Source organism: Streptomyces tsukubensis (genome assembly GCF_003932715.1).
Classification (GTDB): domain Bacteria; phylum Actinomycetota; class Actinomycetes; order Streptomycetales; family Streptomycetaceae; genus Streptomyces; species Streptomyces tsukubensis.
The window spans coordinates 6,236,864-6,253,011 of record NZ_CP020700.1; the positions used below are offsets into that span (position 1 = coordinate 6,236,864).

15 protein-coding genes are annotated in these 16,148 nt (G+C 71.5%); 7 read left to right on the forward strand and 8 right to left on the reverse strand.

The features are described 5' to 3' along the window. Positions 1–49 precede the first annotated feature (49 nt). Together B7R87_RS25790 and B7R87_RS25795 are read right to left on the reverse strand one after the other, a co-directional pair. On the reverse strand, positions 50–697 hold the full coding sequence (locus B7R87_RS25790; RefSeq protein WP_006346105.1) for a hypothetical protein: 648 nt from the start codon (positions 695–697) through the stop codon (positions 50–52). Then, a complete protein-coding gene (locus B7R87_RS25795) occupies positions 694–1,002 on the reverse strand; it encodes a hypothetical protein (protein WP_130585277.1) in 309 nt (102 codons plus the stop codon). Before B7R87_RS25795 ends, B7R87_RS25790 begins: the two co-directional genes overlap by 4 nt. A gap of 131 nt (positions 1,003–1,133) precedes the next feature. Here B7R87_RS25795 and B7R87_RS25800 point away from each other — a divergent pair, with 131 nt between their 5' ends. The 4 genes from B7R87_RS25800 (at position 1,134) to B7R87_RS25815 (ending at position 4,698) form a co-directional block, all read left to right on the forward strand. Further along, positions 1,134–2,129 carry a DUF1996 domain-containing protein gene (locus B7R87_RS25800; protein WP_130585278.1) on the forward strand — a complete coding sequence of 332 codons (996 nt, stop codon included), beginning with the start codon at positions 1,134–1,136 and terminating at the stop codon, positions 2,127–2,129. 68 nt (positions 2,130–2,197) lie between these two features. Beyond that, positions 2,198–2,782, forward strand: coding sequence for a sigma-70 family RNA polymerase sigma factor (locus B7R87_RS25805; RefSeq protein ID WP_006346102.1), 585 nt, complete (start codon positions 2,198–2,200; stop codon positions 2,780–2,782). After that, positions 2,779–3,492: an anti-sigma factor family protein gene (locus B7R87_RS25810; RefSeq protein ID WP_006346101.1), complete on the forward strand. Its 714-nt coding sequence runs from the start codon at positions 2,779–2,781 to the stop codon at positions 3,490–3,492. The genes B7R87_RS25805 and B7R87_RS25810 overlap by 4 nt, the downstream gene beginning before the upstream one ends. A 123-nt stretch (positions 3,493–3,615) precedes the next feature. After that, the gene (locus B7R87_RS25815; protein WP_100249071.1) at positions 3,616–4,698 is read left to right on the forward strand and encodes a phosphotransferase enzyme family protein; all 1,083 of its coding nucleotides are present in this window, start codon (positions 3,616–3,618) and stop codon (positions 4,696–4,698) included. Here B7R87_RS25815 and B7R87_RS25820 read toward each other — a convergent pair. Continuing rightward, entirely contained in the window at positions 4,688–7,009 is a 2,322-nt protein-coding gene (locus B7R87_RS25820; protein ID WP_006346099.1) for an ATP-binding cassette domain-containing protein, read from the reverse strand. The two genes, B7R87_RS25815 and B7R87_RS25820, sit on opposite strands and share 11 nt — an antisense overlap. Before the next feature lie 171 nt (positions 7,010–7,180). Beyond that, a complete protein-coding gene (locus tag B7R87_RS25825) occupies positions 7,181–7,912 on the reverse strand; it encodes a DUF4097 family beta strand repeat-containing protein (RefSeq protein WP_040913859.1) in 732 nt (243 codons plus the stop codon). Between the two features lie 253 nt (positions 7,913–8,165). On the opposite strand from B7R87_RS25825, the gene B7R87_RS25830 reads away from it, so the two are divergent. Together B7R87_RS25830 and B7R87_RS25835 are read left to right on the forward strand one after the other, a co-directional pair. Beyond that, on the forward strand, positions 8,166–8,840 hold the full coding sequence (locus B7R87_RS25830) for a 4'-phosphopantetheinyl transferase family protein (RefSeq protein WP_040913869.1): 675 nt from the start codon (positions 8,166–8,168) through the stop codon (positions 8,838–8,840). Between the two features lie 63 nt (positions 8,841–8,903). Beyond that, entirely contained in the window at positions 8,904–9,122 is a 219-nt protein-coding gene (locus tag B7R87_RS25835) for a DUF5988 family protein (RefSeq protein WP_006346096.1), read from the forward strand. A 128-nt stretch (positions 9,123–9,250) separates the two neighbouring features. Here B7R87_RS25835 and B7R87_RS25840 read toward each other — a convergent pair whose 3' ends face one another. Together B7R87_RS25840 and B7R87_RS25845 are read right to left on the reverse strand one after the other, a co-directional pair. Further along, complete coding sequence (locus B7R87_RS25840) at positions 9,251–10,018, reverse strand: thioesterase II family protein (RefSeq protein ID WP_006346095.1); 768 nt, start codon at positions 10,016–10,018, stop codon at positions 9,251–9,253. 170 nt (positions 10,019–10,188) lie between these two features. After that, complete coding sequence (locus B7R87_RS25845; protein WP_006346094.1) at positions 10,189–10,731, reverse strand: PH domain-containing protein; 543 nt, start codon at positions 10,729–10,731, stop codon at positions 10,189–10,191. A gap of 662 nt (positions 10,732–11,393) precedes the next feature. Here B7R87_RS25845 and B7R87_RS25850 point away from each other — a divergent pair. Beyond that, complete coding sequence (locus B7R87_RS25850) at positions 11,394–14,147, forward strand: helix-turn-helix transcriptional regulator (RefSeq protein ID WP_157997804.1); 2,754 nt, start codon at positions 11,394–11,396, stop codon at positions 14,145–14,147. Positions 14,148–14,545: 398 nt separating this feature from the next. On the opposite strand, the gene B7R87_RS25855 is transcribed toward B7R87_RS25850, so the two are convergent. Together B7R87_RS25855 and B7R87_RS25860 are read right to left on the reverse strand one after the other, a co-directional pair. Next, positions 14,546–14,818: an acyl-CoA carboxylase epsilon subunit gene (locus B7R87_RS25855; RefSeq protein ID WP_006346092.1), complete on the reverse strand. Its 273-nt coding sequence runs from the start codon at positions 14,816–14,818 to the stop codon at positions 14,546–14,548. A 203-nt stretch (positions 14,819–15,021) separates the two neighbouring features. Next, the gene (locus B7R87_RS25860) at positions 15,022–15,900 is read right to left on the reverse strand and encodes a metallophosphoesterase family protein (RefSeq protein ID WP_006346091.1); all 879 of its coding nucleotides are present in this window, start codon (positions 15,898–15,900) and stop codon (positions 15,022–15,024) included. Positions 15,901–16,148: the final 248 nt, after the last annotated feature.

The window sequence follows — 16,148 nt, forward strand, 5'->3', positions numbered from 1 at the left end:
ACCGGGGCCCGGACCGCACCAGGGCGGTCCGGGCCCCGTACCCGTACCCTCAGCCGTCGTTGCCGTCGGCGTCGGCATACTCGAACGAGAACGTGGCCGTGACGGCGGAGAAGAGGTCGTACAGCGGGTCGGCGAGCGGCAGATTGGGGCTGTAGCCGGTGATCACCAGCACCCGGCGGGACCCCGGCACCGGAACGACGGTGTGCATCACCAGCATCCGGTACGACACCCCGTTCGCGGCATCGGCCTCCTCCACCCCGGTCAGCCGCCCCACCGGGCCGATGCCCGGCAGCTCGACGGTCGTGAACTGCCGTTCGCCCCGCCCCCCGCGGCGCCGCCCGGTCGCGGAGAAGTGACGGGCCAGCTCATGGGCGGTGAAGCTCTCACCCGGCGGCGGGGTCAGCCGGAAGATCATCATCCCGGCCAGCAGCAGCCCGTCCTCGAACATGCCGGTGATACCCGAGGCATAGACCGCCCCGTGCCGCCGGGCCGTCGCGAGGATCCGGCGGGCATTGCGGAACGTCGCGTTGATCAGCTCGCGCTCGGCCCGGTCCGGGGACTGCCGCAGCATCGCGGCGCGCACCGGGGCGAGCCCGTCCCCGTCCAGGTCGTACTGCGTCCAGGTCTCCGGAACGGCGATACCGAAGGAGTCCGGCTCCCGCAGCACCGCGGCCGTCCCGCTGCCGTTCCCGGTCATGCCCCCGCCCCCTGCGGTGCCGCCGGGGTGCCCTCGTCCTTCAGGGACGAGGCCATCTCCCGGTCGGCGTCCGCGAAACCCTTCACGACCATGTCGCAGCCCTCCTTCAGCCCCTTGCACTCCCGCTTGAGCTGGAACCGCCCGTCGTTCCACGCCTCGTCGAAATCGCGCCCGGCGGCGGCGAGCGGCGGCCCCACGGCGACCGCGTCAAAGCCCGCGGCCCGGGTGTCGATCAGCTCCATCACCCGCCCGATGAGCTGCCCCATCCGCTCCACCTCCGCTCCCGGCATATCTATTTCGGCCATCGTCGGACCGCCTTCCCCGGTATCCGGACCCGGCGGGAACTCCCCGCCGCTGCCGCGCACACGGACGGCGGAACGGAAAGGTTCAACGGCCGCTTGTTGAACCGTCGTTCAGAAGCTGGAACCCTGGCGGGGTGGGGATCCGACTCCGTTCCACCAGACTCTCGCCCGCGCGCCAGACGGTCGCCGCCGCGTTGCTCGTCGCCGTCGTCGTCACCGCGGTCGTCGCCAACCGCCCGGCCGGGGCCGGGGACGGGCCGCCCGGCGGCGCCTACGTCCCGTTCGCCGCCCTGCCCGCGGCCGCCCCCGAACCCCGCCCCGGGCCCGACGCCGCCACCGGCTCCTGGACCGTGGAGTGCGGCCGCAACGAACGCGGCCACTACAACACCGACAACGTGGTGACCTCCCCCGGTCTGGTCGGCGGCGCCCACCACACCCACGACCACGTCGGCAACACCACCACCAGCGCCCTCTCCACGGACGCAAGCCTCGCCGCCGCGCCCACCACCTGCACCGGCGGCGACCGCTCCGCCTACTTCTGGCCCGTGCTGCGCCGCCTCGACCGCAAGGGCGCCGACGCCGGTTCCCACGGCGGCGGACGCCACGGGAACACCGGCCGGATCCTGGTGCCCTCCGAGGTCCGTATCGCCTACCTCGGCAATCCGGCCGGACAGGTGCTCCCGTACCCCGCCGGACTGCGCATGATCACCGGGGATCCGGTGGCCGCCACCACCACCGACACGAACGTCCGCGCCCGCTGGGGCTGCTCCGTGGACCCCGGCCGCTCCACCACCCGCTACCCGCGCTGCCCCGAGGGCAGTGCCCTCACCCGTACCCTCTCCTTCCCGAGCTGCTGGAACGGGCTCCACCCCGACAGCGACAACCACCGCACACACATCGTCCACCCGGACCCGGCCGGGACCTGCCCGCCCGCCACCTTCCCGGTGCCACGGCTGCGGATCACCCTCTCCTACGAGCTCCCCGACGGAGTGCCGTTCGCCGTGGACTCCTTCCCCGAACAGCGGCGGGACCCCCGGACCGACCACGCCATGTACGTCGGAGCCCTCCCCGAACGAGCGCGTACGGAGATGGCCGACTGCCTCAACGAAGGCCGTCACTGCCGGGGTTGAACCGTCCGCCGCTCCCGGCCGTGTTCAGCGCAACGGACCGGCGGAGGACGGATGGACGGAGTGAGTGGATGGCCGCACTGTGGTCACGCGCCCGGCAGAGGTCGAGCGACGAAATACTGATCCGGGCGCTGTACGAGGAGCACGGCAGGGCGCTGCTCGCCTACGCTTCGCGGCTCACGGGCGACCGGGCGGCGGCGGAGGACGTGGTCCAGGAGACGCTGATCCGGGCCTGGAAGCACCACGAGTCGCTGACCAACGGCAAGGGCTCCGTCCGCGGCTGGCTGCTGACCGTGGCCCGCAATATCGTCACGGACCGCTGCCGCGCCCGCGCCGCCCGCCCCACCGAGGTCGCGGAATCCCCGGCGAACGGGCCGGTCGAGGGCGACCACGCGGAGGCCGTCGTCGACTCGATGGTGGTGCTGGAGGCACTCGACCGGCTGTCCCGGGACCATCGCGAGGTGCTGGTGGAGCTGTACTTCCAGGGCCGTACGGTCACCGAGGCGGCCAAGGTCCTCGGAATACCGGCGGGAACGGTCAAATCCCGATCACACTATGCCCTGAAGGCATTGAGAGAGCTGTACACCGGGAACGGTGAACCGAGGCAACCCGAAGGCAAGAGCCGGCTGGTCGTGGTGAAGGAGGCGGCGGCATGAGCATCCAGCAGCACGACAGCGCACTGCTCGGCGCCTATGTGCTCGGCGCCCTCGACGAAGAGGAGAACCGCGAGATCGAGGCCCATGTGGCCGGCTGCGAGGGATGCCGGATGGAGGTCGAAGCACTCAGGGAACTGGAGGCCACGCTCGGCGAGTTGCCGCCGGAGGCGTTCCTCGAAGGACCGCCCGAGGACGGCGATCTGCTGCTCGGGAGGACCCTGCGCCGGGTCCGTGCCGAACGGGACAGGGCCGAGACCCGCCGCCGTACCGTGCTGGCCGCGGTCGCGGCGGTCGCCGCCGTCTCCGTCCTCGGCGCCGGCTTCTTCCTGGGCCGGGGCGCCGACGAGGAGAAGACGGTGGTGCAGCCCCGGGTCACGGTCACACCGGTGGCCCCGGCCCCGCCCGCGGGCGTCAGGGTCGCCTCCGCGACCGATGCCGGGACCGGCGCCCGGATGGCGGTCCGGCTGACCCCGGCGGCCGACTGGGTCCGGGTCAACGTCGCCGTCGGCGGCATCCCGGCAGGGGAGCTGTGCCGGTTGCTGGTCGTCTCCAGGAGCGGGAAGACGGAGGTGGCGGGGAGCTGGACGGTCGGCAGCGCCGAGAAGGGCTCCAACCTGGACGGCTCGGCGGCGATCCCGGCCGCGGAGGTGAAGGAGGTCGTCGTGGAGAACGCGGCGGGCAAACGGTACGTGGTGGCCCGTATGGCGTGACGGCCCGTTGGGAGCGCGAGGCCGGGGACCGGGGCGGGCGCCGAGCAGGCGCCCGCCCCGGGCGTTCCGCCGCCCCCGGAAAAACCGTTGCGGCCCGCCTGACCCCCGTGAAGGGTGTGCTGCATGATGCAACTGACGGAAATAAGCGGACTTGCGCGGTATGTCAATGAGGACTGGCAGTCGCCGGTGGCCGATGCCGTCGCCGCCCGGTGGGGGATCGCCCCCGGGGTCGCGCGCTGGTGGCGGTCGAGCGCCTCGCACGTGTTCGTCGTCCCCGGCACCCCGGAACCGGACACCGCCCGGTATCTGCGGTTCGTACCCGAACGGTACGCGGCCTACGGGCGGTTCGGGACGATCGCCGCCCTGATGGACCGGCTGCACGACAGCGGTCTGGCGCTCGCCCCGCCGGTCAGGTCCGCCGGGGGCCGCCTCGTGGAGACCGTGGAGACACCGATCGGGACCGTACGCGCCATGTGCCTCACCGAGGCACCCGGCGAGGAGACCGGAGTCGAGGAGCTGACCGTGGCGCAGGCACGGGCCTGGGGCGCCCTCCTCGCGGACACCCACCGGCACGCCGCCGCACTGGACCCGGGGGTGACCGGCGCGCTGCCGCGTCCGCTCGACACGATCGCCGGAGCGGCCCGCCTCTATGCGGACGACACCGAACTCGCCGCGGCCGTCACGGAGCTGGCCGCCCGCCTTGCCGGTCTGGCCCGCGATCCGGAGGTGTACGGCGTGGTCCACGGCGACTTCGAACTGGACAACCCCGCCTGGGAGAACGGGACCGCGACCGCCTTCGACTTCGACGAGGCCGCGCTCTCCTGGTACGCGGCGGATATCGCCCATGCGGTCCGGGACCTCACCGACGAAGGCCGCTCCGACCCGGCCCGAGCCGGGCTTCTCGACTCGTTCCTGGCCGGCTACCGAGAGGTCCGGCCCCTGCCCGGGGCCGGACCGGACGAACTGCTCCTGTTCGCGGGCGCCAACGCGGCCCGCAGCCTGGTCGAGCTGCATCCCGTGTTCGCGACCCTCGACGAAGGCCGCCCCGACGACCTCGACGGGCTCCGGGCGGATCTGGCCGGACACCGCGACGAGCAGCGCCGCATCGTCATCGCCGCCGCGGGCCTGCCTCCGGCGGCCGCCGACGCCCGCCGTCCCCACCCCCCGTGGGGGAACGGCGGGCGTCCGGGCGGGTTCAGCCGTTGACGTACGACCCGAGGTGGCGGGCCGTCAGGGTGTCCCCGGCGGTGACGAGTTCGCGGGGGGTGCCGGTGAAGACGACCTGGCCGCCGTCGTGACCCCCGCCGGGGCCGATGTCGATGATCCAATCGGCGTGGGCCATGACGGCGAGGTGGTGTTCGATCACGATGACCGAGTTCCCGGTGTCCACCAGCCGGTCCAGCAGCGCCAGCAGTTTGTCCACGTCCGCGAGGTGGAGACCGGTCGTGGGCTCGTCGAGGATGTACGTGGACGATTTCTCGGCCATGTGGATGGCCAGCTTCAGCCGCTGGCGCTCACCGCCGGAGAGGGTGTTCAGCGGCTGGCCGAGGCGGACGTAGCCCAGCCCGACGTCATGGAGCCGGCCGAGGACGGTACGGGCCTGGCCGGAGACGAAGAAGCCGTGCGCCTCCGCGATCGGCATCTCCAGCACCTCGCTGATGTTCTTGCCGCGCAGGGTGTAGGTCAGGACCTCCGGGGTGTACCGCTTGCCCTCGCACTGCTCGCAGACCGAGGCGACCCCGGCCATCATCGCCAGGTCCGTGTAGACGAGGCCGACACCGTTGCAGCCCGCGCAGGCCCCCTCCGAGTTGGCGCTGAACAGGGCGGCCTTGACGCCGTTCGCCTTGGCGAAGGCGTTGCGGATCGGGGCGAGCAGCCCCGTGTAGGTCGCCGGATTGGAGCGGCGCGAACCCCGGATCGGGGACTGGTCGGCGACGACCACGCCCTCCCGGTGGGAGAGATGGCCGTGGATCAGGGAGCTCTTCCCCGAGCCCGCGACCCCCGTGACCACCGCGAGGACCCCCAGCGGGACGTCCACGGAGACGTTCTTGAGGTTGTGGAGGGTGGCGTTCTCGATGGAGAGCTTGCCCTTCGGCGTCCTGACGGTCTCCCGCAGGGCCGCCCGGTGGCCCAGATGGCGGCCGGTGAGGGTGCCGGACGTACGCAGCCCGGCGACATCGCCCGCGTACCCGATCAGCCCGCCTTCGGTGCCCGCGCCGGGCCCGAGGTCGACCACATGGTCGGCGATGGCGATGACCTCGGGCTTGTGCTCGACGACGAGGACCGTGTTGCCCTTGTCCCGCAGCCGGACGAGCAGACCGTTCATCCGCTGGATGTCATGGGGGTGGAGACCGATCGTGGGCTCGTCGAAGACATAGGTGACATCGCTGAGCGGGGAGCCCAGATGCCGGACCATCTTCACCCGCTGGGCCTCGCCGCCGGAGAGACTGGAGGAGGTGCGGTCGATGCTGAGGTAGCCGAGGCCGATCTCGACCAGCGAGTCGAGGAGTCCGTGCAGACTGCCGAGCAGCGGGGCCACGGCCGGGGCGTCCAGCTTCCGCACCCACTCCGCGAGGTCGCTGATCTGGAGCGCCGAGCACTCGGCGATGTTCAGACCGCCGATCCGGCAGGAGAGCGCGGCCTCGTTGAGCCGGGCGCCGCCGCAGTCGGGGCAGGTGCGGAAGACGACGGCGCGGTCGACGAAGGCGCGGATATGGGACTGCATCGCCGCCCGGTCCTTGGCGAGGTACGTCCGCTTGATACGGGTGATCAGGCCCTCGTACGTCAGCGTGCTGGTGTCGACCTTGACCTTGGTGAGCGGCCGGTGGAGGAGATCGGACAGCTCGGTCTCGTCGAAGTCGCCGACCTTCTTGTCCGGATCGTAGAAGCCGGAACCCGCCATCACCTTCCACTGCCAGGAGTCGACGGGGAAGCCGGGGACCAGGATCGCGCCCTCGTTGAGGGACTTCGACCGGTCCACGACCTCGTCGACGTCGACGTCGGAGACCCGGCCGATGCCCTCGCAGCCCGGGCACATGCCTTCGGCGTTGTTGAAGCCGAAGTGGTGGGAGGGGCCGACATACGGTTCACCGAGCCGGCTGAAGACGATCCGCAGCATGGTGTACGCGTCGGTCGCGGTGCCGACCGTGGAGCGCGAGTTGGCGCCCATGCGCTCCTGGTCGACGACGATCGCGGCGCTGAGGTTCCGCAGCGCGTCCACCTCCGGACGGCCCACCGACGGCATGAACGACTGGATGAAGCTGGTGTACGTCTCGTTGATCAGGCGCTGGGACTCGGCCGCGATCGTGCCGAAGACCAGGGAGGACTTCCCGGAACCCGAGACGCCCGTGAAGACCGTGAGGCGCCGCTTCGGAATGTCCACGGAGACGTCGCGCAGATTGTTCTCACGGGCCCCGCGCACCTCGATGACGTCATGGCTGTCGGCGAGCGGGACATTGCCGGGGCCGGTCCCGTCGGGGCTGCTGCTGTGCTGGTGGAACGTGCCGTCGGCGGGCATGGCTGGACTCTCCTCGGGCTGGGCAGGGGAGCGCACGGGGCGGCGGCGGCGGGCCGGGCCCGCGGCGCTCGGAAACCTTTACTCTACCCTCATTGGATACACTGTACGCAGATCATGGCGGGCCGCATCCGGACCGGCGGAGCGCAGGCGCCGGGGATGCTCCTGCAGGCGTCAGGAGTCCTGGAGCAGGATGTCGCCGTCCTTGGAGCGGAGCGTGATCCCGTGGCGGGCGGCCGGGTCATGGGCCATGTCGACGTCCGTATCGCCGCCTTCGGAGGCCACCGACACCTTGTAGCGCCCCTTCGGGACGCGCAGGTTGATCCGGCCGCCGTCCGTGCGGACCGTCGCGGAGACCGGGGTGCGGGCCGTCAGATGGACCGTGCCGTCCGTGGCCTGGGCCCGGACCGGGCCGCCCTTGATGTTCCGCCCGGTGATCCGGCCCTTCCCGGTCACCACCTCGACCGCCCCGGTGACGCCGTTCATCTCGATACGGCCCGAGCCCGTCGTCACCCGGACCGCGCCGACCTGCGAGAGCTTGACCGTACCGCCGGAGACCTTGCCGCGGACGGGGGTGCCTTCGGGCACCTCCACCTCGTACTCGGCCGTACAGTCCTTGCCGCAGCCGCCGAGGACCAGAACGCCGTTCTCGACGCGGTACGTCGGCTTCTTCGGCCGGTCGCCCTTGTAGTCGACGCGGCGCTCCAGGGTGAGCGGGGCGCTGCCCTTGCGGCCCCGGACGGTGACATCGCCGGAGCCGTCCAGCAGCACCGAGTTGATCTTCCCGGAGAGGGTCGTGTTGTCGTCGAAGCTGTCGCCCCGGGTCATACCGCAGCCCGACAGCCCGGTCGTCACCACCCCGGCCACCGCCACCAGCGCGATCCGGCGCAGTCGCCGACGACGCATGAACGTCCCCCGTCCCCTCGGTCAACGGCCCCTTTGCCGGGGCCTGTTCGGCGCCGCGGGGACCTCCCTGTCCGACGCTACCGTGCCCGCCGCCGGACTGCCACGGTGCAGGTCCCGAGGGCGGGGCGGGACGGTGAAGAGACTGGCTAGGGGGCGCCTAGGGGTGTCGCACCCGTGGCGGCGCTGCTTACCGTGCTGGAGATTGCCCGTGGAGGACGATCGGCCGGGCACCGGAACATCGGGGAAGCTGCTGATGATCGAACGGATACTGCCCGACAGCGTGATCGCGTACGAGACGCTGACGGACCCGCCGGACGCGGTGCTCCTCCCCGAGGAGGAGGCCCTCGTCCGGGGAGCCGTGCCCAAACGGCGCGACGAGTTCAGGACCGGCCGCCACTGCGCCCGCCGGGCGCTCGCGGGACTCGGCTTCGCGGATCAGCCTCTGCTCCGCGGGCCCAAGGGTGCCCCCTTGTGGCCCGAGACGGTGGCCGGGAGCATTACGCACTGCGACGGATACCGGGCGGCAGCCGTCGCCCTGACCGAGGACGTCGTCTCCCTCGGTATCGACGCCGAACCCAACCAGCCCCTGCCCGAAGGGGTCCTGGAGGCGGTGGCGCTGCCGGAGGAGCAGGTCCGCATCAAGGAGCTGCTCCGCGGCCGGCCCGATGTGCGCTGGGACCGGCTGCTGTTCAGCGCCAAGGAGTGCATCTACAAGACCTGGTACCCGATCACCCGCCGCCCGCTGGGGTTCGAGGAGGCGACCGTCGACATCGACCCCGTCGGAGGCGGGTTCACCGCACGACTGGCGGACCGCAGCGTCCGCGGCGTCCCGGGCGCTCCCCGGGAGTTCACCGGCCGCTGGACGGCCGGTGGCGGGCTGGTCCTCGCCGCGATCGTCCGGCCCGCCGGGCACCGAACCGGAGCCTGATCGTCCGTCCCCGGCGGACGGCGCCGGAATCCCTCGACGCACAGCCCAGGAAGGAGCACCGCCGTGAGCCCGACCGAGCCGAATGTGGTTCTACGGGGCGGAACCTCGCCCTATCTCCCCGAAGTCCAGCGCATCCGCCGCGTGTCCGACACGGACGACACCCTGAAGCTGCTGCTGGGCAACCGCTACGAGCACTTCGAGCCCACCGGCGAGAGCGAACTCCACCAGGGCGTCGCGCTCCAGGTCTTCCGCTGGGTCGGGAGCACCAAGCCCGCCGAGTGACCGGGCCGCCCCCGGCGCCGTACCGTCGACGGTACAGCGCCGGGGGCGCCGCGCATCCTGATGCGGTGGGACGCAACGGCGGCGGCCGGAAGCCTGAAGGCTTCCGGCCGCCGCCGTCCCGTGGGGGGTCAGTGCGCGGAACCCGCCCGATGTCCGTCCAGATGTTCGGTGATCATGGCGAGGATCTGCGGTACGCAGTCGTTCAGGTAGAAGTGGCCCCCGGGGAAGACCCGGTAGTCGAAGGCGCCCTTGGTGTGGCCCTCCCAGGCCCGCGCGTCCGCCACGGTCGCCTTGGGGTCGCTGTCGCCGATCAGCGCCGTCACCGGGCAGGTCAGCTCCCGTCCCGGACCGGGGTTGTACGTCTCCGCCGCCTTGTAGTCGTTGCGGATCGCGGGAAGGATCATCCGGAGGACGTCCTCGTCGCCCAGCAGCGACGAGTTGGTGCCCGCCAGCGCCTTGATCTCGGCCACCAGACCGTCGTCGCCCCGCTCGTGGACGGTCTCCGGGCGGAACCGGGACGGCGCTCGCCGGCCCGATACGAACACCCCGGTCGGCACCACCCCGGCGGCTTCGAGCCGCAGCGCGACCTCGTAGCCCAGCGACGCGCCCATGCTGTGGCCGAAGAGCGCGAGCGGCCGGTCCGCCCACGGCAGCACCTCCCGCGTGACCGCGTCGGCCAGTTCTTCGATGGTCGGAATGCCCGGCTCGGACATCCGGTCCTGACGGCCCGGGTACTGGACCGCGAGCACTTCGACCTTCGGTGACAGCGCCCGGGACACGGGAACGAAGTAGCTGGCCGAACCACCGGCGTGCGGCAGGCAGACCAGACGGGTCCGGGCGTCCGGCGCGGGGTGGTAGCGCCGTATCCAGAGGTCGTTGGTGGAGGGGGAGGGCATGGTCGAAGGGTGTCCTTTCGCTCTGCGTCAGCCCGGCGGCGGGTGCCCGCCGTGGACGGCGCCGCCCGCGCGAGGGAGACTTCCGCGGCTCCCCCCTCCCCAAGCTGCCAGGCCCCGAGGCGCCCGGACAACCCCTGCCTTCCCCTACGGGGGTGCCCGGCCGGGGGAGTTCAGGTCGCGTCACCCGGGGTGGCCTGCGTGATCAGGGTCAGCTCCTCGGCGAGATCACGGGCGAGTCCGTGTGCCAGTCCTTCGATGCGGACCGCCCCCGCGGCCGAAGCGGTGGTGACGATCAGGGTCGACAGCCCGAACGCCCGCTGGAGCGGCCCGCGTACGGTGTCGACGGTCTGGATGCGCGACAGCGGTGCGATCCGCCACTCCTGCCACGCCCAGCCCGCCCGGGTGAACACCGCTTCGCCGGTGGTCTCCCAGCGGTGCACCCGGTACCGCCAGGACGGCATCACGGCCGTGTAGAGCAGACCGGGCGCCGCGATCAGGACCGCCGAGAGCAGCAGCCAGAAGCGGGCCGGGGCGATCAGCAGTCCGAGCAGGGCCAGGACCAGCACCGGCGGCAGTACGCCGACCAGGGCCCGCACCGTCCACCAGGCGACCGACCGCCGGTCCACCGCATGGTTCGGCGGGCGCAGGGCGAGCCGTGCCGAAGGCCCGCCCGCGGTCGTGGGACGGGCGTCGGTCGTTGCGGGATCGGCCATCGTCAGCTCCGGGAACGGGTCGCAGGGGATACCAGGGGAACGCTAAGCGGTTCGTGTCCGCAAGCGCCCGGCGCCGTACGAAGATCACCCGGAGTCACCGGCGAAAAGATCTTTACCTTCGCCGGCGGGGCCCCGGACAAGAACCAAAGGGGGGCGCAGTGAGGGGAAAGCGGGAGTTCCCGGAGCGGATCGTCCCGCCGGGGCGCTTCGATGCGGTCCCGCGGGCTTCGGCGCGACCCCCGGACGGCCACTCCGGCGGGCGCGCCGATGCCCGGTCGGACGCCCGGTCCGGCACCCTTTGCTGTCATGACACGTCCGCGTCAACGGACCATCCGGCGCCGGACCGCGGGACATACCGTCACGACCGCTGTGACCTGCGAGGCAAAGGGTCCCGGTGGTCGGCCGCCGGAGCCCCTTAGGGGTGTCCGGAGGGTAGGGGTAAGGGTTTACAGGGGGATCCGCCTGAGGTTAGTGTGTCAATTGAGCACGGCTGCCCGAAGAAGTTTATTCAAATTAAAGAGAACAATTAAAATTCAGTTGACGGTTGTACAGGGCAAGGCGTTGGAGATCCGTCTTGGAATGCCTGGCAGTGTACAGTCCGTTGCTGTTTCGTTTGGCCATGGTGCGGTAATGACGGGGGAAAGGCGTCGCCTGTGGTATTGGTGGAACGTTCGCGTGAAATAAGACTATTTGACGAGCTGTTCGCCGATACCGCAAGAGGTAGCGGCAAAATCGCGCTCGTCACCGGAGCCGTGGCGAGCGGGAAAACAGAATTACTCCATGCCTTCGCCGACCGCTGTATCGCGAGGGGCGGCATTCTGCTGTCCGCCACCGCGGCCCGGGAGGACCGCGGTGTGCCCTTCGGGGTGCTGAGACAACTCCTGGACTGGGTACCGTCCGCGGGCCGGCTCGTCGACGAGCTGTCGGCACCGCAGGTGAGCAGCGAGACCCTGCGCGAAGTGGGCACGCTGGCGCTCCGGCTCTCCGACGAGGCACCGTTGCTGGTGGCCGTCGACGACGTCCACCACGCCGACGAACAGTCCCTGGACTGCCTGCTGCGCCTGGTGAAACGCATCCGCTCCACCCGCGTGATGCTGGTGCTCGCGGAGTCCACCCAGGCCTGGTCGGTCCATCCGGCCTTCCGGATCGAACTGGTCCGGCAGGCCCAGTTCCGCCGGATCCGGCTGGCGCCGCTGACGGTGGACGGGGTGGCGGAGATGCTCTCCCAGCACCTCGGGCAGGCTGCCGCATGGAGCCTGGCCCAGGAGGCCCACCAGGCCACCGGCGGAAACCAGCTCCTGGTCAGAGCACTGATCGAGGACTACGCCGATGTCGTCGAGTTTCCCGACTACATGAGCCGCCCGATGGGGGAGAGCTTCCGGCAGGCCGTCCTCGCCTGTCTCTACCGCAGCACCCCGGAGACGCTGGAAGTGGCCCGGGGCACCGCCGTTCTGGAGACCACCGGCTCACCGGCCGGCGTCGCCGAACTGCTCGACCGGGACCCGGAGGTGGTCGAGCGGGCGCTCCACGCGCTGCAGGCGGCGGGCCTGGTCGAGAACGGACGGTTCCGGCATCCGCTGATCCGCGCCGCCGTCTACGACGATCTCGACCCCGCCCTGCTGAAGGAGCTGCACACCCAGGCCGCCCGGCTCCTGCTCGACGGAGCGGGCTGTGTCACCGATATCGCGGACCACCTCGTGGCCGCGAAGCAGGTCAGTGCCGACTGGGCCGTGGCCGAACTGGAGCGCGCCGCCGAACGCGCCCTGGACGAGGACGACGAGGAGTCCGCCGTCCGGTACATCGAGTTCGCGCTCTCGATGTCCGCGAGCCCCCGGCAGCAGGCCTCCCTGAGAATGCTGCTGATCAGGGCCGAGTGGCGGACCAGCCCCGAGACCGCCGCCCGCCATCTGGAACCGCTCTACCAGGCGCGGCGGGAGGGCCTCCTGAGCGCCGAGCAGACCGCCGCACTGATGCGTGCGGCGATGTGGCACGGACACGTCCAGGACGCCGGAGAGCTCATCGGCGACGTCACGGGCGCCCGGCCCGAAGCCGGGGCACGCGCGGACCCCTTCCTCGTCAGCACCCGGAACTGGGTCAAGTTCGCCTGTCCCCAGTTCCTGCCGCTCGACGCCCGCGACGACGCCCCGGCGGCCGGCCAGGTGCCTTCGCCGCCCGGACAGCACGCCCAGGCCGTGGCCGCGCTCAGCACCGTCCTCGGCCAGGGCCGGGACGAGAACGGCAGCTGCACCCGGATCGCGGAACAGATCCTCCAGACCTCGTCGCTGTCCGACGTCTCCCTGGAAGCGGTCATCGCCTCCCTGCAGATCCTGATCTACGCCGAGCAACTGCCCCTGGCCGCCCAGTGGTGCGACGCGCTGCTCGCGGAGGCGGACGCACGCGGAGTGGTCTGGTGGCAGGCGGTGCTCTCCTGCTGCCGGGCCGAGATCGCGGTGCGCAACGGCGAACTCGTGGAGGCCCAGAAGCACGCGCTCCGCGCCCTGAAGCTGATCGGGCTCCGCGGCTGGGGCGTGGCCGCGGGCCTGCCCCTGGGCGTCCTGGTCGACGTCGCCACCTCCATGGGCGACTTCGACACTGCCCGCCGGTACCTCAAGGAACCGGTGCCCGATGCCATGTTCCAGACCGTGTACGGGCTCCCCTATCTGCGGGCCCGGGGCCGCTACTACCTGGCGACCGACCGGCTCCAGGCCGCTCTGGTCAACTTCCGCTACTGCGGCGAGCTGATGACGGCCTGGAACCTCGACGCCCCGCCCCTCATCCCGTGGCGGAGCGACATGGCGGAGGTCTACCTCCGGCTCGGCGACCACGAGCGGGCGCAGCAGCTCGCCAAGGAGCAGATGCTGCGCTCCGGTTCGCGGACCTCCCGTACCTACGGCTATTCGCTGCGGGTGCTGGCGGCGACCGCGGGGCACCGGGCCCGGCTGCGCATCCTGAAGGAGTCCGTCGAGGTCCTCCAGGCGCGCGGCGACCGGCTCACGCTCACCCAGGCGCTCTCCGATCTGAGCCGTGCCCACCAGATGCTCGGCGAGTTCAACAAGGCACGGGTGCTCTCGCGCCGGGCCGGGCGGCTGGCCAAGGAGTGCCGGGTCCAGCGGATGGAGACCGAGACCGCGACGGTGCAGGAGAAGCCGCTGATGATCGCGCCGCGGAGCAGGGAAGGCTGGTCGCCGCCCACGGCCTCCCTGGCCCGTGCGGCGGAGGTGCTGACCCTCTCCGAACGGCGGGTCGCCGCCCTGGCCTCCCTCGGCTACACCAACCGCGAGATTTCCGGGAAACTCCACATCACGGTGAGCACCGTCGAACAGCATCTGACCAAGGTATTCCGGAAACTGAAGGTGAAGCGGCGGACCGACCTTCCCGTCGATCTGGAATTCCAGGGCAACGGCTCGGCCTGCTGACATCGCTGTCGGGTAACCGGACCTCCGGTTTCCGTTCCGTGCCCCCGGGTGGATTTCCGCCCGGGGGCACGGTCCGTTCCGGAGGAGGGTTTTCCGGTACGGCGAGAAGGGGCGCCGACCGGGCCGCGGAGGCCGTTTCGGCGGTGGGCGGAGCCACGGGAAGGACGGACCCGGGGCTGGGCCGTGCGGGTGGTTCGGCCCCCGCCGACCCCCTGAAGCAGTTGAACATTTACATAGCCACGTATCTTCTCGGCCATTCCGCCGCGATCCCCGGGCGGCTCCGGACCGGAACCCCTGTCCGGCCCCTGGTAGGGGGTGGGACAGGGGTCTCGTCCGCCCGGCGCCCGGACCCGGCTTCAGGCCTTCCGCGGCCCCGTCTCCGCCGGTCCTTACAGGGTCTAGCGGTGCCGCCAGCTGTGCGGGGCGCGGAAGCCCGAAGTGGGTCCCGGACGGTGCCAGCGGGCGCTGGAGCAGCGCAGGCCCCCGGATCCGGCCGGTGGCGCGCCCGCGGCGCGTGCCAGCAGCAGCGCGGTGACGGCGGCGAGCTCCTCCGGCGCGCACTCGCCCTTCTCCACGCGCAGCAGGGACGGGTCGGTGGTGGCGGCGTTGTCGGCGGGAACGGTGTTGGCTGTGCTGTCGGTGTTGGCTGTGTTGGTGGCGGGGTGGGTCATGGGGTACGTCCTCCTGTTGGCCCGGCCGTTCTCCCGGCTGTTCTCCGGTCGTTTCCCCGGCCGCGCCCGCCCGGCCCGCCACGATCCGGCAGCAGGCCGCGCTCGGCCGACAGAAGGATGACCGGAATATCCAAAGCGTTGCATATCGGGACGGAGTGCGCAGCGCCAACGCCCGGGGGAGGGGGTCGGCGGCGGCCCCCGGATCAGGCGCGCAAACCGGTCCCGGCGGCTGCCACGGGTGCGGCCGCGGGCAGGATCTGCACCAACTGCCCCGGTCTGCCGGTCCGGCGACGCCACTCGCGCGGATAGCCCAGGGAGACCTCCTGATGCGGTACGCCGTCGACCCGGATCGTGCGGGGGATGTGCAGATGCCCGTAGACCACGGACCGGGCCCGGAACCGCACATGCCAGTCGGCCGTCGCCGTGGTCCCGCACCACAGGGCGAACTCCGGATGCCACAGCACCCGGGTGGGCTCGCGGACCAGGGGAAAGTGGTTGACCAGCACGGTCGGCAGTTCGTCCGGCAACTCCGCCAGTCTGGCCTCGGTCCACCGGACCCGGGCCCGGCACCAGGCCTCCCGGCTGGGGTAGGGGTCGGGATGGAGCATGAATTCGTCCGTGCAGATCACCCCGGCGCGCTCGGCCTGTTCGAGCGCCGCCTCCTTGGTGTACGTACCGTCCGGGCGGAAGCTGTAGTCGTACAGCAGGAAGAGCGGGGCCACGGCGACGGGGCCGCCCTCCCCTTCCCAGACCGGGTAGGGGTCCTCGGGGGTGGCGACGCCGAGCCCCCGGCAGATCTCCACGAGATGCCGGTACCGCTCCTCGCCGCGCAGGCGTACGGGGTCCTCCGGGGCGGTCCACAGTTCGTGGTTGCCCGGTGCCCACACCACCTTGGCGAAGCGGTCCCGCAGGGTCCGCAGGGTCCGTTCGACCTCCGAGACGATTTCCCCCACATCACCGGCCACGATCAGCCAGTCCTCGTCGGACCCGGGCCGCAGGCCGTCGGCGATCTTCCTGTTCTCCTCGTAGTGGACGTGCAGGTCGCTGATGGCGAGGAGTTTCCCCGGCCGGGTCTCACGCATCAATGGCTCCGCTGGTTCCGCGTGTTCGGAGGGACGGTTCCGGCCCGGGCGCGGACAGCGGCCGGGGCGACGGGCCCGCTCCCCTCGTCAGCCGTACCCGCCGGCCCCGCCACGGCAGCCGCGCCGGGCCCGTGGAGCGGCCGAACAGGGGGGCCGTCAAGCCGACTTCGCCCTCTCGGAGACTATCGACGCCACTCCGGTACGGGGCACCCCTAATCCCGGTCCGTACACCCCCTGACATGGGGAGA